Origin of the sequence: Bdellovibrio sp. HCB2-146 (genome assembly GCF_047345725.1) — a bacterium.
Classification (GTDB): domain Bacteria; phylum Bdellovibrionota; class Bdellovibrionia; order Bdellovibrionales; family Bdellovibrionaceae; genus Bdellovibrio.
Genome location: NZ_JBLEQP010000001.1, coordinates 1791647 through 1812580, shown reverse-complemented (window position 1 = coordinate 1812580; position 20934 = coordinate 1791647). Strand labels below are relative to the sequence as shown.

Below are 20934 nucleotides of genomic sequence, written 5' to 3'. Positions count from 1 at the left end.
CCACGCTCAAGTGTGTTGGTTCAAAGAAAAGGGGGAAAAAGCCTTACGGCTTAATCCACCAATAGTCTGTACCAATTTCGTACTTAAATGTCTCTGCTGGCATACCCATGCGTGAAGAATTTGCATAGAAATCGAACTTGTCGTTGAAAAGGAACGCGTATGGAGCGTCTTCAGCGATCTTTTTGTAAACTTCTTTTAGGAGTTTCACTCGTTTTGCCTTGTTCGGCTCAACACGAGCTTCGTCGATCAACTTGTCAACTTCAGGGTTTTTGTAGTTGATGAAGTTAGAACCACCAGCCACTGCGCTTGCAGAGTGCCAGATTTGTTTTGGATCTGGATCAACAGTACCGCCGCCCCAAGCAAGAGTAACAGCGTCGAAGTTGCCTTCATCCAATAGTTTCAAGAAAGAGTTCCACTCAAGATATTTCAACTCCATATCGATACCGGCCTTTTTGAGGTCTTCACGATACATAGTCCAATATTTCTCAGTGTCTTTATTTGGGTAGATCAACGTGAATTTGAATTCAGTTGGTTTACCGTTCACAACTTTTTCCAAGATGCCGTTTTTGTCTTTGTCAGTCCAACCCGCTTTAGCCAACAACTCTTGGGCTTTTTTCGTGTTGAATTCGATCGCTTTGATGTTTGGAGCGTATTCGCTCTTTACGTAGATCGCGCCAGTCGCAAGGTCTGACATGTTGTAACGGAATTTTTTGTTCATTTCTTCGCGATTCAAGAGATGAGCCAAAGCAACGCGAACATCGCGGTCTTTGAATAGATCTTTACGTTGGTTCCAACCTACGAAGCCGTATGATTTCGGAGAGCTGTTTTCAACTTTGTGCTTGATTACAGTTTTGCCCCAAGGAGCGCCTTCTGTTTTCTTCATGAACGCTTCGATACGAAGATCGATGTAGTCCAATTCACCTTTTTTAGCGCGCTCAAGAGTTGCATTTTCGTCTTTGAAGAAACGAAGAGTGATTGTGTCGAAGTTGTACATGCCCTTCCACTCAGGAGCTGTGTTACCCCACCACTTATCGAATTTCTTCAATTGGATCATTTGACCACGATCGAACTTCGTCATTTGGTAAGCACCAGAACAAACGATCGAACGGTTCATTTTTTTAGATTTTTCAACATCGCCGTAAACGTGTTTTGGAATCACGTTCAAAGTGGCAGCTGATTCAAAGTTTTTGAAGTAAAGGTCTTTAGCTGTGAATTTCACAGTGTGAGTGTCGATCACTTCAACTTTTTCGATACCTTCAAAATAAGGGCGCAAGTGAGCCGCTTCATATTTTGGTTCAAAAATCGCGTCAAAAGAGAATTTTACGTCTTCCGCAGTTACTGGAGAACCATCGTGGAAGACTGCGTTTTTACGGAGGTGGAAAGTGAAGACTTTGTTGTCTTTAGAAATTTCCCATTTTTCAGCAAGCTGAGGTCTCCAATCATAAGTCTCAGAATTACGCTTAGCCATGCCTTCGCAGACCATGAGTTGTACATTTTGAGAGTACAAGTCAGTAGCTGTAATCGGATGAACTGTTGGTGGTTCGCCACCCAAGTTCAAAACGAAATTGCCGCCTTTAGGTGCGTTTGCATTGGGTGCAGCTGCCATTGCTGGAGCTACCAAAGCTGAACTCAAGATGAGTGCCAGGAGTGCCTTCATTTTCATTGTCATTCCTCCAAAGGATTTCGCAGGGAATCTAAGTAGTTCCCAAAGTGGGCCTAAAATGGGTTATGCGGTAAAAATAATCAAGTTATTGCTCGATTGACGCCGCGCTTAAATGCTATATAACCAGGGATATTTTGAAGGAGAAAATCATGACCGACAAGAGTCAGAACAAGAGCCCAAACTCAGGTCCTAAGTTCGACCCACAAGCCGCTATTTCCGCTGAATTTGGTATCTTTGGAATTCCGGTGACTGAAGAAGAATCCAAACTTGTTTTGGTGCCGGTTCCTTGGGAAGTCACGACTTCTTACGGTGAAGGCGCTTCTCGTGGTCCACAGATTATCCGCCAAGCTAGCGAACAGATTGACCTTTTCGACATCGAAGTCGGCAAAGCATACGAAGCAGGCTACTTCATGCGTGATTTCCCTGAAGACCTTTGCGCGATGAACGACAAATATAAAGCCATCGCTCAAGAGCTCATCGAAATGCGAACAAGTCTCAGCGAGGACGAAGCCAAAATGGAGGCGTTGGCAGCGGAAGTAAACCAAGCTTGTGAAAAAATGAGCCAATGGGTTTACGATCAGTGCACTGACGTTTTGAACAAAGGCAAACTTTTGGGTCTAGTCGGTGGCGACCACTCCACTCCGTTAGGCGCGATCCGCGCTGTTAGCGATAAGTTCAAGGGCGACTTTGGTGTTTTGCATATCGATGCCCACGCAGACCTTCGTAACGCTTACCAAGGCTTCAAACAATCGCATGCCTCGATCATGTACAACGTGATGACCGATGCTAAGAAACCAAAAAAGTTGGTTCAAGTCGGTATCCGCGACTTCTCTGAAGACGAACATGACTTCTCGGCTTCTCGCGAAGACATCAAAACATTCTATGATATGGATTTAAAGCGCCGCATGCTTAAAGGTGAAAGCTGGGCACAGGTGTGTAAAGACATCATCAAAGAACTTCCACAAAACGTTTACATCTCATTTGATATCGACGGTCTTGATCCTGCGTTCTGCCCTCATACTGGAACTCCAGTTCCAGGTGGCATGAGTGTTGATCAAATCTTCTTCTTGTTCCATGAGATCCATTCTTCGGGCAAAAAAATAATCGCCTTCGACTTAAACGAAGTTTCAACAGGCGGACTTCCTGAACACGAAGTGGAATGGGACGGAAACGTGGGCGCTCGTATCCTTTATAAAATGTGCGGTTGGTTGGTGAAATCAAATGCTTAAGGTTTACGAATACGCAAAATGCTCGACTTGTGTAAAAGCTTTGAAGTTTTTGGATGCGAAGAAGGTAAAGTACGACAAACTTCCGATTGTCGATAAGGCTCCTACGCAAAAAGAACTTAAAGAAATGCTCGCGGCTTTGAAAGAAAACGGCGGCAGCATTCGCAACCTCTTCAACACATCAGGCGTGATGTACAAAGAGATGAAATTAAGCGAAAAACTTCCAAGTATGTCAGAAGCAGAAGCGATCAAGCTGCTCTCTGAAAACGGCAAATTAGTGAAACGTCCGTTTGTTATCGGTGATGACACTCATCTTGTTGGCTTTAAAGAAGACGAGTGGAAGAAAAACTTCTAAGAATCAAAACCCGCCTAAAGCAAAGAGCGTTGGGCGGGAGTCGTATCGACCCACTTCATGGGCGACATTTTCGCGTCGCAGTTTTTGTTTAAATGTTTGATCACGATCTCTGCGAGTTCCGGGGCTTTGATGTCGTCCGGCTCGTGAGCGAAGAAAAATACTTTTTTGATTCCGGCCTCCTGCCATTGACTGAGTCGTTGTGACCAGTTTTCTGCGCGCGGTTCATCGCTGGGATGCAAATCGTTTCCGATAAATCTTAGAACTGTGAATGGCGCCGTGAGGGACGTGTGTAAGAGATCGCGTCTGCCGGCTACATCTAAAATGACAGAGCCTATCTTTTTGCCGCGCAGATAGTTTGCCAGCGCTGGGAGAATTTGTCGGTCTTGAAACCAAGTGGGGTGACGGAACTCCAATGACAACTCAAATTCTGCAGGCCACTCTTGCAAAAAATTAAACAGCACAGCTTTGCGTGAATAATCAAAGTGCGGTGGAAACTGCATAAAGCAAGGACCACGGTGATCTTTAAGACTCTCAAGAAAGCGGAACCATTCTTTCAGCAAAGACTTATCCAGCATTCCTGTTTCTGAGTGCGAGATTCCTTGAAAAAGTTTGGGACAGAATAAGAATTCGTCCGTCACTTGTGAAGTCCACTTTTCTGCCTGCTCAGACGTAGGAATACGATAGTGAGAAGTGTTGAGTTCGATCGTATTAAAATTCTGAGAATAGTAGGCTAAATAATCCGCCGCCTTGGTTTTGGGTGGATAGATTTTTCCGACCCACTCTTTATGACCCCATGCTGGCGTCCCAATATAAAACTGCGCCCTCTCCATTTTTGGTAAAGACTGAAGATAAGACAGGGATTGTGAATCTTCTGGTGGTAAAGTCCAATCGACCTTATCGACAGAAGGCAGTTTTCCGAACTCCATAAGAATTCATTTACAACTGCCTTCGGGTAACTGTCAATTAAGCGGCGTGTTTGTTGTGGCCGATGATGGAGCGCAAATTACGAATGGACTCTTCGACTCCACGAGATTTACTCATGAGATCATCGGCCGTGGCAGAAACCTTCACCGAAGCCTGCGCATTTTTCTGTGTTGTGGAATCCAGGCTTGTCATCGCAACACCGATTTGTGACACGCCGACGTTTTGCTCTTCGCTACCTTGCGAGATCTCATGATTGAACGTGTTCACGTTATTAATCGTTTTCACAAGTTCGGTTAGAGAAGATTTTGACTCATCCGCGCGACGACTGCCTTCTTCGACCAGTGAAAGACTATGCTGAATCAATGAAGAGATTTCTCTGGCTGAAGTCGCGCTTCTCCCCGCCAAAGAACGAACGGCTTCGGCGACAACCGCAAAACCTTTTCCCGCATCTCCCGCGCGCGCTGCTTCGACAGACGCATTGAGTGCGAGCAAGTTTGTTTGGAACGCAATATCGTCGATAATATCGATGATCTCACTCATCTTGCGCGAGCTTTCTGAGAACTTATTCATAGATTCGATCAGTGATGAAACCGATTTTTCTCCACGGTCGGCGGCTTGCAAGCTCTGCTCAGCGACGATGCTAGCGGATTTTGCTTTGTCTGTATTGATTTTTACCATCGCTGCAACTTGGTGAACGGCGGCCGAACTTTCTTCAATTCTTGCAGCAGCTTCACTCGCGCCCTCGGAAACGCTTTGGCTGACCTCTACAAGGACCGATGTGGCCTTGCGAACTTCATTTGAATCATTTGCAAGACGATTGGCAATTTCCGAGATCAAGGACACCAGGCGTGTCGCAAAGAAATAGGCAAAGACAAGCGACATGCCGATTGCTGTTAGCAGAAATGAAATTGTCCAAGTCTTAGAGGTGCCTTCACTCTTTACGGCTCCAGTGACGGAGGTGTCGATACTTGCAAGATAGTTACTCGTTTCTGCAGACAGAGCTTTATAAAAGGCATCCGCTTTTTTCGGGCACACATCGCGAATGAGTTCCGTGATTTCGGTTTTGTGAGCTTCGTAGTTTTTGGATTTTTCAATTAGAATAGTCCCAAATGCCTTGAAGTCGGACCACGAAGTCTCAAGATCGCGAAAAGATTGGCGAGATATTACTGAAGGGTCCGCTTTCTTATAGGCTTCCATTTCTTTTTCGACATTATTAAGTTCTTGGAGTGCGAGTTTCACATAGAAATCGACGTCAGCAGGTGTTGTTCCAATAAAAGCGATGCTGCGAATTTGAATACGCAGTTCGCGAAAGGAACCTTTCAAATCACCGAGCACGCGAATTTGCGGAAGATCGTTTGTGACAATCACGTTGTATTTCGCAGAGACGACATCTAGGAAGTAGTAACCAACAGCACCACTCGCTGCACCCATCACGGCTACTGCCAAACACATTCCCATCAACTTCGTTTTCAGATTCCACTTAAACATACAGTGCGCCTCCGAGTTTCAATTTCGGAGTTGATTCACATAACTAAAGGTTCAAATTCAATACCAGAGCCGCTTTCACACAGATCTGGACCGTACACATAAGACATCTGATCGATTCGTTCAGAGTACGAAGGAAAGATTTCTCATAAAAGTGTGAGAGAAGATTAAGCTTACAAACGAATGTTCGTAAACATGCTTAACAATAGAAACTAAATTGCAAAACGCATTTGTGGAGACGAATCATCGTCTTCTTTAGATCCTTTGTTCGTAGTGCCCAAGCGCACACCCAAACCAACAAGTCGCACGGGTTCCCCTCTGCGATTCCAAGCTTTTTCAAGCAAACGCTCAAAATCTTGAACCGTCGGAACAGAGTGAATCACCTCTTCATGTGTGGTTTGTTTGAAATCGAAGAACTTTAATTTCACCACCATGCCTTTGATACTTTCTTGATAGCCGCCTCTTTCCAGACGACCTAGGAAGTCTTCGTACAAGCCAGGAATTTGTTTGCGACACTCTTCAAATGAAGTGAGATCCTTGTTGTAGGTTTCTTCCACCGTCAGAGATTTGCGTTCCCACTCCGTGATGACTTCACGGTTGTCGATACCTCGAGCGAAATTATAAAGCTCTTGCGAACGAGAACCCCACCATTGTTGCAATTCAAAAACAGAATATTTTTGAATGTCGCTGCATTTATGAAGTCCTAAATTGTGCATCTTTTGCGCGGTCACTTTACCAACACCGAAAATTTTTTCGACGGGAAGATCTTTTACGAAAGCTTCGACATCCTGTGGGCGCACCACAAATTGCCCGTTTGGTTTATTCCAGTCGCTGGCGATTTTCGCGAGAAACTTATTGGGAGCTATCCCGGCTGAAGCGGTGAGGTTGAGTTCTGTAAAAATCAAACGACGGATTTCTTGCGCAATCAAAGTCGCACTGCCGCCGAATTCCTTGCAATCCGTCACATCAAGATAAGCTTCGTCCAAAGACAGAGGCTCAATTTTTTTGGTGAAACGCTCAAAGATTTCGCGAACCTTGCGGCTTTCCGCTTTGTACAAATCAAAATGTGGTGGAATTAAAATCAACTGCGGGCACAAGCGCACCGCTTGCGAAGATGGCATCGCCGAGCGAACGCCGAACTTGCGAGCTTCATAGCTTGCCGTACACAGAACACTGCGCGTGTTCGGAGGACCGCCGATTCCCAAAGGTTTTCCCTTGAGTTCCGGTCGGTATTTGACCTCAACTGCTGCGTAAAAGCAGTCCATGTCGATGTGTATGATCTTCTTCATTTACACATTATTTACATATCAAAATCAGAATAGCAAGTCCGGAAATGTCCTCAGATCGATTTTATGTCGTTTCCATGGACGGAACCGGTTCGGGAGCCGGAAGTCCTTTGACCGGAACAAACTTCGCAGCGATCGCCGCATGCGCACGATCCGCCACCAGTCCGCGGTCTTCATCTTTATCGACCATCATCGGTTCTAAGAATTCGATTTCCGCATCGATGTATTTCAAAGTCAGAGCTTTCCACATAGAAGTCGCAAACGGAATGTCGCCATACCAGCAAACATGATCACGCCACTTCAATGAAAACTCTTCGCCATTGATTGAGCGGTAATTGAAAACTACAGGTTGAATCGGAACGCCGGCGTGAGCTGCTGCCATCATCAAAGTTCTTTTGAAGGGCAACACTTGCTCGCCATTTGTTGAAGTCGCTTCCGGATAAAGCACCACCCGCAAACCGTTTTGCATGGCCTTCACAATGTTTTTCATTTCATCGAGGATCTTTGTGCGACTGCGACGCTCAACATACAAACAGCCACCCATTTCTGTGAGCAAACCCAAAAATGGCGTCTCGCGCATCTCGTGTGAAGTCACGAACAACATCGGATTCACAGATGCCAAACACAAAATATCCAGAAAGCCCATGTGATTGCTGACCAGAAGACAGGGCGTGAACTGCGTAGGTCTGTTGACGACTTTTAAACGAATATCGAAAGCGCGAATAATCCAGCCGCAAACACGCGTTGTGTTTTCGGAGAACTTGCGATGTCTTGTCGTTTCATCACGATAGATCAAATGACAGACGAATGACCACGCCAAGAAAAAGAGGACGATCGCGATAAATATAAAAAGTCTTATGACTCCACGGAGTCCAGCTTGAATTTCTTCCACAGAGTTCTATTTAAATCTTCCCTCTGAAGAATGGTCAAGAAATCAATGCACTGGAAGTCTCGATCCCAGGCTGGCTCCCCACCAATAAGCGCACCCGCTTTCAGATAAGCCCGACACAAAGGCGGCAATAAGTCTTCAGCTTGCTGCTTTTGTTCCGGGCTAAGAGGAGTTCTCACTTCGTCTAAGAAAAAACTAAGAAGAGGCATCGTAAAGCCCAAAGTCGGTCGAGTCCGTAAGTGCGGCACAATACGACCTTCACTTTCAAAGTAACGAGTCAAAAGAGCGGCGTCGCGAGGATCTTGAGTTTTCACTGTCGCACAACCAAAAAGCATCTGGGCTTCGCTGGCTGCCATATACTCGGCAATTCCGCGCCACAAGAGAGAAATCAAAACACCTCTGCGAAAATCTTTATGGATACAGGCTCTACCCAGCTCAAGCTTTACACCTGGTGTGTTGAAAATCTTGTTCATCAAGAATTCTTTGGCAGAATAAAAATTGTCTGTAAAAAGAGAACAATTCATACGGTATGTACCGATGATGCGATTGGATCTTTTTTCGGTGATGATCAAGTGGTCGCAGTCAAAATCATGTTCGTCAACGTCATAGCCGCTTGGATCTTTTTTACCGATCATCTCGCGATGAAAAACCTCAAAACGAAGTGCCAGGGCTTCCTTGAGTTCTTCGGCATTGGAAACTGTTTTAATAACAAAAGGACCTACTTCAGTGCGGAGTTCGATTTTCGGTTTGAATTTGTGAACCCTATGTAAGCGCAACTGATAGAAAGATTGAATATTCAAAGATACTTTCTCTAAACTTGCCGTCGCAATCGCTGTGAACATAAAGAGCCCCCTCCTTGATGCACACCCCAAGTCTACGAGATTTAAATTGTCAGGATTGTCAGAAGAAGATCAGGAAAGCGTTAAAATAGAGATCTCTGGTTCGGGAAAATCTTAAAGGATAAGACTCGCCGCTTTATTGAGGCGATCAAAAAGCGATTCCCACCGTTCACCGACCTGTGAATCTTCACGATAGAACAAAATGCAGTCTTTGCCACGAGCGGCGACTTCGCGAAGTTGCGCATAGAATTCACGCGTGGCCAAAAGAGGGTCGGCTGAAAGCTTCAAAAGCTCGTAAGAATGAATTCCGTTTTTCGGCTTTTGGATTTTTACGCTTTCGATTTCTTCAGGAAGCTCCGACATCTTGTTATTGATGAGTTTCAAAGCCTGATCCGGCTTTAAATTTGGCTCCGTCACGACAATCAATGGGATCGGCGGCATATAATGGTGTTTCATATGACCCGGTGATTCGCGCTTGTCGATTTTTTCGAGGAACTCAAAGGTAATGCCCTTTTCGTTCAAAACACGTTCAAGATCGGATCTGAGAATATGCCCGCGACGTAGAATCGACAACTCTACTTTGTCAGCACGATGGCGAACCAACAAAACTGTCGATTCAATCCCGATATCACAGTCCCCGCCATCTAGAACAAAAACATTTTCGTTTTTAAACTCCACACGAACGTGACCTGCTGATGTCGGAGACGTTTTACCGAATTTATTTGCACTAGGAGCGGCCAATGGAACTCCGACTTCTTGAATCAACTCCAGCGCCAACGGGTGATTCGGCATGCGAATCCCAACCGTTTCAAGGCCCGAGGTGATCATCGTGTTCACCGAAGGGTCACGCGGCAAAACCATCGTCAATGGGCCCGGCCAAAAGACTTCGGCAAGCGCTTCGGAAGCAGGTCCCCAATAAGCCGTTACTTTTTTGGCCATATCAATAGATGAAACATGCACGATCAACGGATCAAAGAAGGGACGCTCTTTTGTCGTAAAGATCTTTTCAATCGCCGAGGGGATATCAATACGAGCTGCCAAACCATAAACAGTCTCTGTCGGAAGGCCGATCACGCCACCTTCCTCTAAGATAATTTGTGCTTTCTTTAAAGCTTCGTTGATAGCCTGCATGAAACCTATTTTTCCTCGCGTAGAATACTGAGCGCGCTTTCTTTTACAATATCACGACTAGCAAGGAAAGAAATCAATACACTTATTGCGGTGATCACAAATACCGAAATCAGCGGGGTTTTAAGAGAAAACTCGAATCCACCCTCAAATAGGTACTGATTCAGGCCGTAACTAACGCCAACACTGAGGAACGCACCTAGGAATGAGCTAATAAACGCAAGGAACGTAAATTCCGTAAGGATAAAGCTTGCGACTTCTCCCCATGAGGCACCCAAAATTTTCAACATATTGAGCTCCCAGCGGCGAAGTTTCATTTGGCTGCGCACGATAGAGAATAAAACAATATATCCCGTGACCAAAGTGAGCGCCGCCATCAGTTCAAGCGACCAACTCATTTTTTCGGCGGTTTTAAGTACATCATCTACGGCACGAACCACGTCGACGACGGAAACATTCCCGAACTGTTTTGCAATATCGTTTTGAATTTCTAAGCGTGTGGCTTCGCTTACGGATGGGATTGCCGCGACAAATGTTTTAGGCGCTTCATTTAAAACGCCATTTTGGAACAAAATAAAGAAATTCGGCTGGAAGCTTGTCCACGTGACTTTACGAAGATTGATGATTTGGCCTTCAACTTCGACACCTTGAACATCAAAAATAATCTTATCACCGATTTTAAAGCCCATGCGCTCGGCGAACTTTTGTTCCACCGAAAGCTCTGCCGGCCCTTGTGATTCTTTATAATCACCAGAGAACGGCTTCCCATCAACGATAAGTTCCGAGTCTGAAAGACCCATACGATAAGAAAGATTGACACCACGATTACGGAAACGTGCTTCTCTTTCTTCCTCGCGCGTTTTAAATCCTTGAGCTTCGATCTTACGCTCGTAATCTTGTCCATTGACCTTCAGGATTCTTGCCCGAACTAACGGTGACACATTTAAAGCTTCTAGGTTTTTACTCTTAAGTGTGTCCTGAACGCCTTGAATCTGTTCGTCCTGAATATCAAACATAAAGAGCGAGGGAATTTTACTGCCTTCTTTGACTTGGAATTCTGCCTGCAAAGAATTTTTAAGCTGTGGCAGAATATTGATCAGCAAAGCACCTAGTCCTAAAGCAACAAAAACCGCAAGGCTTGCGCCCGCTCTGCGGGATAAACTTAAAAAACTGTGACGCATAAACCATCGCTGCATTTTTGTGAAATAATTCGCGCCTGTGACTGTGAGGTATCCCACAAGCAACAAGATCAAAAGAACGACAACAAAAGCAGCGACAAAAAGCGAACCAATCTTCCACGAGTGGGATTGATGAACTGCGAGGAAATAGAAAAGAAATAGACCCGGAATAAACGGCCACACGCGAATCTTGGTTTCACCTATAGCAAACTTTTCTTCACTAAAAAGTTTAGCCGCCTTCAGATCAAAGATTTTAACCAAAAACGGAAGACTTACAAAGAAGCTTCCCAGAACAGCCATCAACACACAGATCACAACTGTTTCAGCAGAGATAAATGGTTTAAGGGTGAATGGAGTAAAGCTTGAGAGCAACTCTTGTAAAACTGGCAAAATACCTTGGGTCAAAAGAAGTGATGGGATACTCGCCATAAGTCCCAACATCGAGGCTTGTAAGATATAAACGCCAACAGCTTGCGCACTTTGCAGCCCCAGAGTTCTTAAGATTGCAATTTCCTTCATGCGACTTGCTAGAAAGAGTCGATAGATATAAGCCGCACCCAGTGCCGACATAAAAAGAGCCACGATTGCAACAAGGCCGAGATAATCTGATAAATATCCCAGTTGTCGCCCGGAATCTTCACCAGCTGATTCAGGTGTATCAACTCCAATTTGCGGGTCGATCAATTTCGTATACAAATTATCACGCAACAGAGACAGATCCGTTTGCGGAGGTAACTTAAACAAGTACGCCATTGAGTAAGTACTACCGAATTGAATCAATCCAGATTCTTGCAAGAAATCGCGATTGATGAAAATACGAGGGGCTAAAGAAGCCGCACGGAAAGTTTGCGTGACGTCTTTGGCAATCACATCATCGATTTTTAGTTTCAGTTGGCCTAAAGAAAACTCATCGCCGGGCTTTAAACCTAACTGCGCCCGAAGTTCAGGATAAATCCATGCGGTTTTTGATTTCAGAATTTCTTTTTCATCGCCTGCACGAATAATTTTTTTAGATTCTAGTTCGAGTTCGCCATAAAACGGATACGATTGGTCGACGGCTTTTACTAGGACCAGTCGCGAACCTTTATCAGAACTCAGCATCGCAAAGAACTCGTAGGTTTTTCCTTCGGTTGTTCCCGGAGGCAAAACACTGCGCATGTCTGTCACTTCCTGATCCGTCAATTCACGACGAGCGGAAACGGCAAGGTCCGCGGATAAGATCGACTTCGCATTGGCTTTTATTTCCTCATTCAAAGCACCGTTAAATGCCTGTAAAGCCACGAAGCCGGTTAAACCCAAACTCAGATTAAATATAAAAAAAAGACCAAAGCGCCAACTGCGCAGAAGTTCTCTGATCGCCAACTTGAATAACATCTAAGCGTCCCTCAATTGACCTTCATTGAGTCTTAAAATGCGCTCACAACGAGCCGCCAGTTGTTCACTATGAGTCACAAGCAAAGTTGTGATCTTGTGCTTTTTCACGATATCAAAAAAGACATCCATGACTTTATCACCGGTATGCGTATCCAAGTTTCCGCTTGGTTCATCGGCTAACAAGATCTTCGGTTTCACAACTAACGCACGCGCAATCGCCACACGCTGACACTCGCCACCACTCAATTGGCTGGGAAAATGATTCAAGCGATGACCAAGCCCCAATTCGCGAAGAGCTTCTTCGGCGCGCTCGCGTGGTTTTTCGAGTTTTAGAATTTCAAGTGCGAGCATCACATTTTCAAGCGCAGTTAGATGCGACATCAAATGATATTGCTGAAAAACGATGGCAATATTTTGGGCACGGAAAAGGGTGAGTTCTTGCTCTGTCATGGGTGCCAAATTTACTGAATCAACAAGAATGGAACCGCTGTCGGGCCTTTCTAATCCTGCAAGCAAAGACAACAATGTCGATTTACCGCTTCCCGACTGACCGACGATGGAAACAACTTGTCCTGGTTCAACTTGCACATTGAGTCCTTTAAGAACTTCAATTTGCGTGTCACCTTGATGGAAGCCTTTTTTTAAATCTTTTAAAATCAAACTCATAAAGCCCCCTTTAGAACCAAGAAAACATTGTCGGCGATAATTTTATGACCTTCTTCATTGGGATGAATACCGTCGGCTAAATTGTATTTTGGATTGCCCGCGACTTTATCTAAGATAAATGGAATGAAAGTGACCTTGTATTGTTTGGCGAGCGACTCATACATTTTTTTAAATTTGTCGGTGTAGTCCTTGCCATAATTAGGAGGCATATAAAGTCCACCCAAGATCACGCGCACTTTTTGTTCTTGTGCATATTTGATGGCTTGAGAAAGATTTTTTTGGCTTTCTTCCACTTTCAATCCACGCAAGCCATCGTTCGCACCCAGCGCTAACAACACGACATCGGGTTTTGACTTAAAGAGCCACTTCATGCGCGAAATTCCTGAAGCAGTTGTCGAACCACTGACGCCAGCATTCACAACCGTCCATTCTTTTTTTCCGGCTTCGTGCAATTTCTTTTCAAGCACGGCAGGGAAAGCGGCGTCCTTTGCGACACCGTAGCCTTCGGTCAACGAATCACCAAGAACGATTAATTTTTTTTGCGCAAATGAGAAGGAAGAGAAAGTAAGAAGGAGAACAAATAAAAAAGGTCTCATAGGGTTACTATGAGACCTTAGATAATCAGACTTAGACAAGTCCTAGTTCGTCAAACTTAGTTGACTAGGCTTAGGATATTAGCGAGGACCGCGTGGGCCTCTGTCTCCGCCGCCGAATCCACCGCGACGAGGCCCTCTGTCACCGCCACCACCGAAACCACCACGACGAGGGCCACCCTCGCGAGGAGCTTGTGGACGAGCTTCAGAAACATTCAATGCACGACCATTCAATTCTGCACCGTTTGATTTTTCGATAGCAGCATCCGCATCGCTGTCTTGAGCCATTTCAACGAAACCGAAACCTTTTGAACGACCAGACTCGCGATCCATGATCACTTTTGCTGATTCAACAGTTCCGTATTGTGCGAAATGAGAGTGTAGAGCTTCATCGTCTACTGAATAAGGCAAATTGCCTACGTAAAGTTTCTTAGCCACAAAGACCTCCTTAAATGGTTGGGCTGTATTACCCGAGGAAGCCTTCGAACTGAAACCGGAGAAAACTTAGCGCACGGGACCTTTTAAACTAAAAATAGGCTAGCATAGCCTATTTTCCGTGCAAGCCCAAAAGTTACGACCTCATATTAATAAATTGCAAGGCTTGGGCGAAGTTTCCACCACGAATTAAACTGATTGTGGACTGTAACTCATCGATACTTTTAGAGGTTACACGAACTTTGTCATCAACGACCGCAGGCTGGACTTTGAGCTTGGAATCTTTGATCGACTTCACAATATCTTTCGCAAGCTCGCGGTCAATTCCCTGCAGCAAAGTGACCTTTTGACGAAGCAAGCGACCGCCTGCTTCTTCGACTTTTTCAAACTTCACGGACTTGATATCAATTCCGCGACGATGCAACTTCGTTTGCAAGATGCTTCCCATTTGCTCGACTTTATAATCATCTTCCGCAATGAGAACGATCTCTTTTTTGTCCCACTGAATTTCAGCTTTGCTACCTTTGAAATCATAACGACCTTCAACCTCTTTACGAGCTTGATTGATCGCATTGTCGACTTCTTGCAAATCTACTTCAGAAACAATGTCAAACGAAGGCATCTTCAAATTCCTTTTTCAATCACCGACTAGTGGTGACCAGAGTTACCATGCAAACCGTGTGGATGTCCGTGCAAAACTTCTTCAGTTGTTGCTTCGCGGATCAACATCATCTCGATATCAAACTCAAGAGCTTGACCCGCAAGAGGATGATTTCCATCAAGTGTTACGTGTGTGTCTGTGATTTTGCTTACGCGCACGATGTGTGCACCTTCACCAAGTTCCAAACGCAAGTGAGCGCCTACTTCAAGTTGTGGCAAATGTGCCAATTCTTCTTTAGGTACGTCCATAAACATGTTGTCACGAACTTCGCCGTAACCGTCTGCAGCAGAAAGTTTAACAACTTTTTTGTCGCCCTCTTTCATGTCTTTTACGGCTTCTTCAAGTTTTGGAAGAATTTGGCCAGCACCTTCCAAAAATGGTAGTGGTTGCCCTTTTTCAGATGCATCCAATACTTTGCCGTCAGGTCCTTTTAAAACGTAGTTAAACGCCAAAACTCTTTTCATCACTGCCTCCAATTGCAATAGGCATCGGTATCCCAGAAATATCATTATGAGGCAAACGAAAAGGACCTGTTCTTCTCGATATTTAACGAGGGACTTGAAATTGCCTCATAGCATTCGATATAATTGAGTTTAGGATCGCACTTAATGGGGGATTGCATGAAGCATATGTCCTCGCTAAGGTCGCTACTTCTTAACTCATCTTACGAGCCTATGCGGGTGGTGAGTTGGCAGAAGGCCTTGGTGTTGTGGTTTCAAGGTAAAGTGGAAGTTCTCGAATATCATTCGGCCTTCGCAAGGTCGGTTCACCGGAGGTTCCAGCTTCCGAGCGTCTTACGGCTGAAAAGCTATGTCAGACCACGAACCGCCGGAGCTGTGAGGTTCTGCCGAGAGAATGTTTATATCCGCGATAATTACACCTGCCAATACTGTGGCAATCGTTTCCCTGCCAAGGCACTCACCCTCGATCACGTCGTTCCCGCTTCGCAAAATGGTCCCAAAGATTGGAAAAATATCGTCTCCGCTTGTCGAGATTGCAATCAACGCAAAGCCAATCGCACTCCGAACAAAGCAAATATGCCTTTACTAACAGAACCTGGTGCGCCAGGATGGTTGCCAACTTTACAGCTGGAAATCAGTGAGGACCATGTTCCTCCTGACTGGGCACCATACTTGCGACTGAGCACAGGATGACGAACTTTCACGTAGAATTAATAACCACCACACAAACTCTTCCTCTACGGAAGCGCGTGCTCAAACCTTTTTTGTCTGAAGCTGAATGTGTTAATCCCGGCGATGATTTGCCAACCACCTTCCACTTTGGTCTAGTTCACAACAACGAAATTATTTCGATTGCAACGTTCATTCAAGAACCTTTCGCTGAGTTACCAGCCACATTTCCTTATCGCCTGCGCGGAATGGCTAGTGATAAACGTTTTCAGGGTCAGGGTTTTGGTCGCGAAGTTTTGCTCTATGGTCTGGAATTTTTGCGACAAAAAAACTGTGATCTTGTTTGGTGTAACGCTCGTGAAATCGCTTTTCCCTTCTATGAGAAATTAGGATTTTCATACTTGGGTCCGCTGTTCGAGATCAAGGATATCGGTCCCCATAAAGTCATGTACAAGAGACTCATTCCCCGATAACCTCGTCAGAGGAGGATCGCGGTGAATAAGGACATTCACAGTCAGCTGGTCGAGGCCCTGACTATCATCATTAGCGAAACCAACGGGATTTCGCTTTCTGACACTCTAGATTTATTACTGACATCTGATTTGCGTGAGAGGCAGCCTGAAGCGTTTGCCTGCATTTCTGAATTTCATCAACTGCTCAATAAATTTCAAATTAATGAAGTGACGATCAGTGCTTTGTTGAAACATCCAGTTTCTGCAGCTCTCACTGATTTTTTCAAAAGCTTTCCGCTGAAATACAACGAAGAGCATATTCATTTAACCGGCGCGCTCACCGCTGAATTTATTTTTCCTCGGTTGAAAAAGCTTTTAGAAGGACCAGATAAGGAAATTTACGAAGCAAAGATTCGCGAAGTTTACGGCCCAAGTTCGATTCCGATTAAAACGGTTGAAGACGTGGACCGCCTGATTCGACTCAAAGAAAACGAAGGCTTTTCCCAGTATCTTAAAATCCTTTATCTCCCGAAATTAATCTTTATCTCTCGCGAAGCCCACGAAGCAGCTGCTTATCACATGGCTTATGAGCAATATCATAAGTACAACGTAGGCCGAGTTCGCTTGAAGTTCTCTTTGTCCCGTTCAACTTCAAGTTCTTCAGAGCAAATTCCCGGGATTGATGATGTGACAGCCGAAGACGTTGTCTTGGGCCTGTACGACGGATTTAAAAAGTTTCAGGAACAGTATCCGAAATTTGAATTCATCTTGTCGCCTTCTTTCAGAAAAGAAAAAGCGCATTTTGATGCCGAGAGATTTAAAACTCGCCAAGAGCACTTTATGGATCAGATCAATGAGATCTGTGGCTTGTTAGACAAATATCCCTTCCTTGTTCCCCATATGACGGACGTTGACACCGTCGGTGACGAGCGAGAGCTTTACCGCAAAGAGCATTTCAATGAAATGCAAATGGGTTTTAGAAAACTCCAATATCGTGGATTTAAAATCCGTTCGCATCACGGGGAAACTTGGTTCACTCTGAAGAAGGGCATTCAAGCTGTCGACAACGCCATGAACATTTGGCATATCGACACCCTTGAACACGGCATTAGCTTGGGTATTAATCCCAATAAATATTTCCAACGTATCTACCAAGATATCCACAAGAAAAACCAACAAGGCCAGCCGATCGGCGAAAAAGATCCACTTTATCGCGAGTTGTGTGAACTTGATTGGGCGGGAAATAAGTTTGTGCTTGAGAAACTCTTGAATGGTACAAAGTTAACTGCGGACGAAGATATTTTGTTTGTAAAAGCAAAATTCCATACCGCACGCGAAGTGGAACACTATCAGCATGACGTTTTGAATCGTATGATTCAAAAGGGCGTGACGCTCGTGTCGCTGCCTTCCTCGAATAATAAACTCACTGGGAAATTTGAAGATTATAAAGATCATCCGTTTTCTTGGTGGGAGAAAAAAGGCGTTCAACTGGGAGTCGGAACAGATAACTACGTCACTCTGAACACCCATTTCTTGCACGAAATGCTAATTCTTCTTTACACAGATTCTGTAAACCTTAAGATCACAAAACTCTTGATGGTGACAACTGGTGAAATTAGAAGACCTTATATCAGTCATCTCCTTTGGAAAATGCGCAAACAACTTAAGAAAGAGCAACGATGAAGCCTGGCATCCTTAAGGAACTTTTCAGTAAAAACATGTTCATTATTTTAGTTCTGGGTTTTTCAAGCGGTCTGCCGTTTTTAATGACGGGCGGAACGCTCAAAACTTGGTTATCTCGTGAACATGTTGATATCAGTACAATTGGCTATTTTAGCTGGGTGGGTTTAGCTTACTCGTTGAAATTCCTGTGGGCTCCCCTTCTGGATCGTTTTACGATTTCGAAAGTGGGTCGTCGTCGCAGCTGGATGCTTTTGTCGCAGCTTTTGATTGCGGGCTCTTTGGCATTTATGGGAACTCTCAATCCACAAACGAATCTAGCATTGATGGCAGCGGTTGCGGTTTTAATTGCGTTCTTTAGTGCAACTCAAGATATCGCGATTGATGCTTATCGTAGGGAACTTCTTTCCAATGAAGAGCTCGGTCTTGGATCCTCTTTGTCGATTTATGGTTTCCGCGTAGGGATGTTGCTTTCTGGCGGTATTGGTCTGAGTTTTGTCGATCCGGCGACTTTGGATCTGAGCTGGGGTCAGCTGTATTACTTAATCGCTGCGTGTATGGGTGTTGGGATTATCACCACACTTTTGGCTCCAGAACCGAAAGTCGATACCCCCCCACCTCGTTCGTTAACGGAAGCTCTTGTTGGACCTTTTAGTGAATTCTTAAAACGAAATGGCGCTTACTTTATTTTGGCGTTTGTTTTCCTTTTTAAACTTGGCGATGCGCTTTCAGGCGCGATGCTCAATCCTTTTTATGTTGAGATGAAATATTCAAATCTCGATATCGGGTTGGTCGCAAAAACGTTCGGTATGGCCTCATCACTTTTGGGATTATTCTTTGGTGGTGTGACGATCTATTACATCGGCATCTATAGATCTCTTTGGATCTTTGGTGTTCTTCAAGCTCTTTCAACTGCGGCCTTCGCTTTGTTAACCTACACCAACGGTGCTATCTGGTCCTTTGCTACAGTCGTGGTTTTTGAAGATGTCACTTCCGGTATGGGATCGGCGGCATTTGTCGCGTACATGGGAGCTTTAACAAATAAGAAGTATACGGCCACTCAATACGCGATCTTCGCAAGTATCGCCACTTTAGGTCGCAACTTTTTCTCGGGATTCTCAGGAGATATGGTGAAGGCACTGGGATGGGAAGGATTTTTCTATACCTGTGCGCTGATCGCAATTCCGGGTCTTTTGATGTTATTTAAAATGCGCCAGTATCAAGGCGACGACAAAGCTCTCTCGTAACAATTCGTTAAACAAATCAGGCTTGATGGTTTCGAGCCTGATTCCTAACACTGGATCTACTCAATATCTAAGTCGCTCAACTAGCCTTTGAGCATGTACTTACAAAACTTCCACTCAATTTTACCGCCTTACTTAAGAACTCAATCTGAATGTTTGCAATGGCTGTCTGCAGCCCATAAGACGGCGCAGGAGCAGCAAGACTACTCGCAAGAGGATTATCTAAAGATGCTCAATCGAGTCGGTTGTTCGGAAGCGCAGATTGAAAAACGTTATTTTTTTATACCCGATGTTGAGCACCAAGATTGGGAACAGCAAAAAATATATCCCGTAAATACCCAACGTCATGGAGTGAGCATGCATCACCGCCATGAGTTTTATCACGCCACCGTGACGAAACTGTTTGATCGTATTTATTCGGAACGGGAATTCCCCGATGACTTAATACATGTGAGCTGCACCGGCTATGTTTCACCGAGTGCAGCACAAATGGCAGCCGTTCGCGCTCCGAAACCTGTCACCGTCACTCACTCGTATCATATGGGTTGTTATGGCGCTTTCCCTGCCCTGCGGATGGCCTCAGGTTTTCTAGCGAATGAAAATATTTTGGGTCGGAAAAAAAGTGTCGACCTTGTTCACACCGAGCTTTGCAGTCTGCATTTAAATCCGCAAGATCCATCTTTAGAGCAAATGGTGATTCAAAGTCTTTTTGCCGATGGCTGTATTGCCTACTCGATGAGTTCGCAAGTTCCAGAAAAAGGCTTTAAGATTCATTCTTTATACGAAGAACTTATTCCTGACACCGTTGGCGCGATGGAGTGGATGGTTTCGGATTGGGGAATGAAAATGACCTTGTCCAAAGACGTTCCGATGATGGTTGGAAAAAAAATCCGAGACTTTACAACTCGATGGTTAAGCTCGCGCGGATATGATCTGGCCGATATCGCCGATCGCGCGATTTTCGCCGTTCACCCCGGTGGTCCAAAAATTATTGATCAAGTCGTCGAGCAACTTCGTTTGAAACCAGAACAAGTCAATGCCAGCCGTGCGCTGTTACGCAGTCGCGGAAATATGTCGTCGGCAACATTGCCACATCTATGGGAAAAAATCTTGAACGATCCTGAAGTCCCATCAGGTACACCAATAGTAAGTTATGCCTTCGGTCCGGGACTGACTGTGTGCGGAAGTTTGATGGAGAAATTATGAGTGCGTTTGTTGTGGTTTCAATTATCCAAGGTGCAGCAATCATCGCCGACGAAATGATTTTTCATAGAAAACGCGGACTCCCCCGCTGGGAGCGCATTGGTCATCCGATTGATACGTTTACTGTGATTGCATGCTTAATGTTTTTAGCTCTTACGAATCGAACGCCAACAACAGAAATCATTTATTATGTGATGGCAGGTTTTAGTTGCGTGTTCGTGACGAAAGACGAATGGGTTCATAGAAAATTCTGCTCCGCTGAGGAAATGTGGCTGCATGCGATTTTATTTATGATGCATCCATTGCTCTTGTTCACAGCGATGAATGAGTGGGAATCGATTCGTGGAACTTTGACGATGGTATCAACCGGGATTTTTGGTTTTTTGGTGTATCAAATCGTTTATTGGAACTTTATTGATGTCAAAATCCGCAAAAACCGCCAGGAACGCCACTATAAGAAACTTTCGCGCGAAGATCTGTACGAATACTTCAGCGAATAATTGTCGTAGCAATAGAAGGTCAA

At 44.8% G+C, this 20934-nt stretch carries 21 protein-coding genes; 8 read left to right on the top strand and 13 right to left on the bottom strand.

Annotated features, from left to right (window positions below; all coding sequences use genetic code 11):
- Nucleotides 1-43: 43 nt before the first annotated feature.
- Entirely contained in the window at nt 44-1663 is a 1620-nt protein-coding gene (locus ACLWOR_RS08915) for a peptide-binding protein (protein WP_413940349.1), read from the bottom strand.
- A 149-nt stretch (nt 1664-1812) separates the two neighbouring features.
- On the opposite strand from ACLWOR_RS08915, the gene ACLWOR_RS08910 reads away from it, so the two are divergent.
- Together ACLWOR_RS08910 and ACLWOR_RS08905 are read left to right on the top strand one after the other, a co-directional pair.
- A complete protein-coding gene (locus tag ACLWOR_RS08910; RefSeq protein ID WP_413940348.1) occupies nt 1813-2892 on the top strand; it encodes an agmatinase family protein in 1080 nt (359 codons plus the stop codon).
- Complete coding sequence (locus tag ACLWOR_RS08905; RefSeq protein WP_413940347.1) at nt 2885-3244, top strand: arsenate reductase family protein; 360 nt, start codon at nt 2885-2887, stop codon at nt 3242-3244. The genes ACLWOR_RS08910 and ACLWOR_RS08905 overlap by 8 nt, the downstream gene beginning before the upstream one ends.
- Nucleotides 3245-3258: 14 nt before the next feature.
- Here ACLWOR_RS08905 and ACLWOR_RS08900 read toward each other — a convergent pair whose 3' ends face one another.
- The 12 genes from ACLWOR_RS08900 to ACLWOR_RS08845 form a co-directional block, all read right to left on the bottom strand.
- Nucleotides 3259-4170, bottom strand: coding sequence for a DUF72 domain-containing protein (locus ACLWOR_RS08900; RefSeq protein WP_413940346.1), 912 nt, complete (start codon nt 4168-4170; stop codon nt 3259-3261).
- A gap of 37 nt (nt 4171-4207) precedes the next feature.
- The gene (locus ACLWOR_RS08895) at nt 4208-5656 is read right to left on the bottom strand and encodes a methyl-accepting chemotaxis protein (protein WP_413940345.1); all 1449 of its coding nucleotides are present in this window, start codon (nt 5654-5656) and stop codon (nt 4208-4210) included.
- Nucleotides 5657-5865: 209 nt separating this feature from the next.
- Nucleotides 5866-6942 carry a DNA polymerase IV gene (gene dinB, locus ACLWOR_RS08890; protein ID WP_413940344.1) on the bottom strand — a complete coding sequence of 359 codons (1077 nt, stop codon included), beginning with the start codon at nt 6940-6942 and terminating at the stop codon, nt 5866-5868.
- A 61-nt stretch (nt 6943-7003) separates the two neighbouring features.
- On the bottom strand, nt 7004-7831 hold the full coding sequence (locus ACLWOR_RS08885) for a lysophospholipid acyltransferase family protein (RefSeq protein ID WP_413940343.1): 828 nt from the start codon (nt 7829-7831) through the stop codon (nt 7004-7006).
- The gene (locus tag ACLWOR_RS08880) at nt 7795-8670 is read right to left on the bottom strand and encodes a GNAT family N-acetyltransferase (RefSeq protein WP_413940342.1); all 876 of its coding nucleotides are present in this window, start codon (nt 8668-8670) and stop codon (nt 7795-7797) included. Before ACLWOR_RS08880 ends, ACLWOR_RS08885 begins: the two co-directional genes overlap by 37 nt.
- A 111-nt stretch (nt 8671-8781) precedes the next feature.
- Complete coding sequence (locus tag ACLWOR_RS08875; RefSeq protein WP_413940341.1) at nt 8782-9798, bottom strand: L-threonylcarbamoyladenylate synthase; 1017 nt, start codon at nt 9796-9798, stop codon at nt 8782-8784.
- Between the two features lie 5 nt (nt 9799-9803).
- On the bottom strand, nt 9804-12347 hold the full coding sequence (locus tag ACLWOR_RS08870) for an ABC transporter permease (RefSeq protein WP_413940340.1): 2544 nt from the start codon (nt 12345-12347) through the stop codon (nt 9804-9806).
- Nucleotides 12348-13013, bottom strand: coding sequence for an ABC transporter ATP-binding protein (locus tag ACLWOR_RS08865; RefSeq protein ID WP_413940339.1), 666 nt, complete (start codon nt 13011-13013; stop codon nt 12348-12350). It abuts the gene before it with no gap.
- On the bottom strand, nt 13010-13609 hold the full coding sequence (locus ACLWOR_RS08860) for an arylesterase (RefSeq protein WP_413940338.1): 600 nt from the start codon (nt 13607-13609) through the stop codon (nt 13010-13012). Before ACLWOR_RS08860 ends, ACLWOR_RS08865 begins: the two co-directional genes overlap by 4 nt.
- A 78-nt stretch (nt 13610-13687) precedes the next feature.
- Complete coding sequence (locus ACLWOR_RS08855; protein ID WP_413940337.1) at nt 13688-14044, bottom strand: RNA recognition motif domain-containing protein; 357 nt, start codon at nt 14042-14044, stop codon at nt 13688-13690.
- A 133-nt stretch (nt 14045-14177) separates the two neighbouring features.
- Nucleotides 14178-14663, bottom strand: a complete 486-nt coding sequence (locus ACLWOR_RS08850; RefSeq protein ID WP_413940336.1) for a YajQ family cyclic di-GMP-binding protein — start codon at nt 14661-14663, stop codon at nt 14178-14180.
- A 26-nt stretch (nt 14664-14689) separates the two neighbouring features.
- Nucleotides 14690-15166: an FKBP-type peptidyl-prolyl cis-trans isomerase gene (locus tag ACLWOR_RS08845; protein ID WP_413940335.1), complete on the bottom strand. Its 477-nt coding sequence runs from the start codon at nt 15164-15166 to the stop codon at nt 14690-14692.
- 156 nt (nt 15167-15322) lie between these two features.
- Here ACLWOR_RS08845 and ACLWOR_RS08840 point away from each other — a divergent pair, with 156 nt between their 5' ends.
- The 6 genes from ACLWOR_RS08840 (at nt 15323) to ACLWOR_RS08815 (ending at nt 20911) form a co-directional block, all read left to right on the top strand.
- A complete protein-coding gene (locus ACLWOR_RS08840; protein WP_413940334.1) occupies nt 15323-15856 on the top strand; it encodes an HNH endonuclease in 534 nt (177 codons plus the stop codon).
- A 71-nt stretch (nt 15857-15927) separates the two neighbouring features.
- On the top strand, nt 15928-16305 hold the full coding sequence (locus tag ACLWOR_RS08835; RefSeq protein ID WP_413940333.1) for a GNAT family N-acetyltransferase: 378 nt from the start codon (nt 15928-15930) through the stop codon (nt 16303-16305).
- 21 nt (nt 16306-16326) lie between these two features.
- Nucleotides 16327-17967, top strand: coding sequence for a hypothetical protein (locus ACLWOR_RS08830; protein WP_413940332.1), 1641 nt, complete (start codon nt 16327-16329; stop codon nt 17965-17967).
- Nucleotides 17964-19211, top strand: coding sequence for an AmpG family muropeptide MFS transporter (locus tag ACLWOR_RS08825; RefSeq protein ID WP_413940331.1), 1248 nt, complete (start codon nt 17964-17966; stop codon nt 19209-19211). The genes ACLWOR_RS08830 and ACLWOR_RS08825 overlap by 4 nt, the downstream gene beginning before the upstream one ends.
- A 93-nt stretch (nt 19212-19304) precedes the next feature.
- Complete coding sequence (locus ACLWOR_RS08820) at nt 19305-20414, top strand: 3-oxoacyl-[acyl-carrier-protein] synthase III C-terminal domain-containing protein (protein ID WP_413940330.1); 1110 nt, start codon at nt 19305-19307, stop codon at nt 20412-20414.
- Nucleotides 20411-20911, top strand: a complete 501-nt coding sequence (locus ACLWOR_RS08815; RefSeq protein ID WP_413940329.1) for a hypothetical protein — start codon at nt 20411-20413, stop codon at nt 20909-20911. The genes ACLWOR_RS08820 and ACLWOR_RS08815 overlap by 4 nt, the downstream gene beginning before the upstream one ends.
- Nucleotides 20912-20934: the final 23 nt, after the last annotated feature.

Bases quoted from the DNA above. Each gene is read 5' to 3' on its own strand.
- ACLWOR_RS08905 (WP_413940347.1), top strand. From the start codon at position 2,885: ATGCTTAAGGTTTACGAATACGCAAAATGCTCGACTTGTGTAAAAGCT.
- dinB (WP_413940344.1), bottom strand. From the start codon at position 6,942: ATGAAGAAGATCATACACATCGACATGGACTGCTTTTACGCAGCAGTT.
- ACLWOR_RS08820 (WP_413940330.1), top strand. From the start codon at position 19,305: ATGTACTTACAAAACTTCCACTCAATTTTACCGCCTTACTTAAGAACT.
- ACLWOR_RS08880 (WP_413940342.1), bottom strand. From the start codon at position 8,670: ATGTTCACAGCGATTGCGACGGCAAGTTTAGAGAAAGTATCTTTGAAT.
- ACLWOR_RS08850 (WP_413940336.1), bottom strand. From the start codon at position 14,663: ATGCCTTCGTTTGACATTGTTTCTGAAGTAGATTTGCAAGAAGTCGAC.
- ACLWOR_RS08815 (WP_413940329.1), top strand. From the start codon at position 20,411: ATGAGTGCGTTTGTTGTGGTTTCAATTATCCAAGGTGCAGCAATCATC.
- ACLWOR_RS08910 (WP_413940348.1), top strand. From the start codon at position 1,813: ATGACCGACAAGAGTCAGAACAAGAGCCCAAACTCAGGTCCTAAGTTC.
- ACLWOR_RS08895 (WP_413940345.1), bottom strand. From the start codon at position 5,656: ATGTTTAAGTGGAATCTGAAAACGAAGTTGATGGGAATGTGTTTGGCA.
- ACLWOR_RS08900 (WP_413940346.1), bottom strand. From the start codon at position 4,170: ATGGAGTTCGGAAAACTGCCTTCTGTCGATAAGGTCGATTGGACTTTA.
- ACLWOR_RS08825 (WP_413940331.1), top strand. From the start codon at position 17,964: ATGAAGCCTGGCATCCTTAAGGAACTTTTCAGTAAAAACATGTTCATT.
- ACLWOR_RS08840 (WP_413940334.1), top strand. From the start codon at position 15,323: ATGAAGCATATGTCCTCGCTAAGGTCGCTACTTCTTAACTCATCTTAC.
- ACLWOR_RS08845 (WP_413940335.1), bottom strand. From the start codon at position 15,166: ATGAAAAGAGTTTTGGCGTTTAACTACGTTTTAAAAGGACCTGACGGC.
- ACLWOR_RS08875 (WP_413940341.1), bottom strand. From the start codon at position 9,798: ATGCAGGCTATCAACGAAGCTTTAAAGAAAGCACAAATTATCTTAGAG.
- ACLWOR_RS08870 (WP_413940340.1), bottom strand. From the start codon at position 12,347: ATGTTATTCAAGTTGGCGATCAGAGAACTTCTGCGCAGTTGGCGCTTT.
- ACLWOR_RS08865 (WP_413940339.1), bottom strand. From the start codon at position 13,013: ATGAGTTTGATTTTAAAAGATTTAAAAAAAGGCTTCCATCAAGGTGAC.
- ACLWOR_RS08915 (WP_413940349.1), bottom strand. From the start codon at position 1,663: ATGAAAATGAAGGCACTCCTGGCACTCATCTTGAGTTCAGCTTTGGTA.
- ACLWOR_RS08860 (WP_413940338.1), bottom strand. From the start codon at position 13,609: ATGAGACCTTTTTTATTTGTTCTCCTTCTTACTTTCTCTTCCTTCTCA.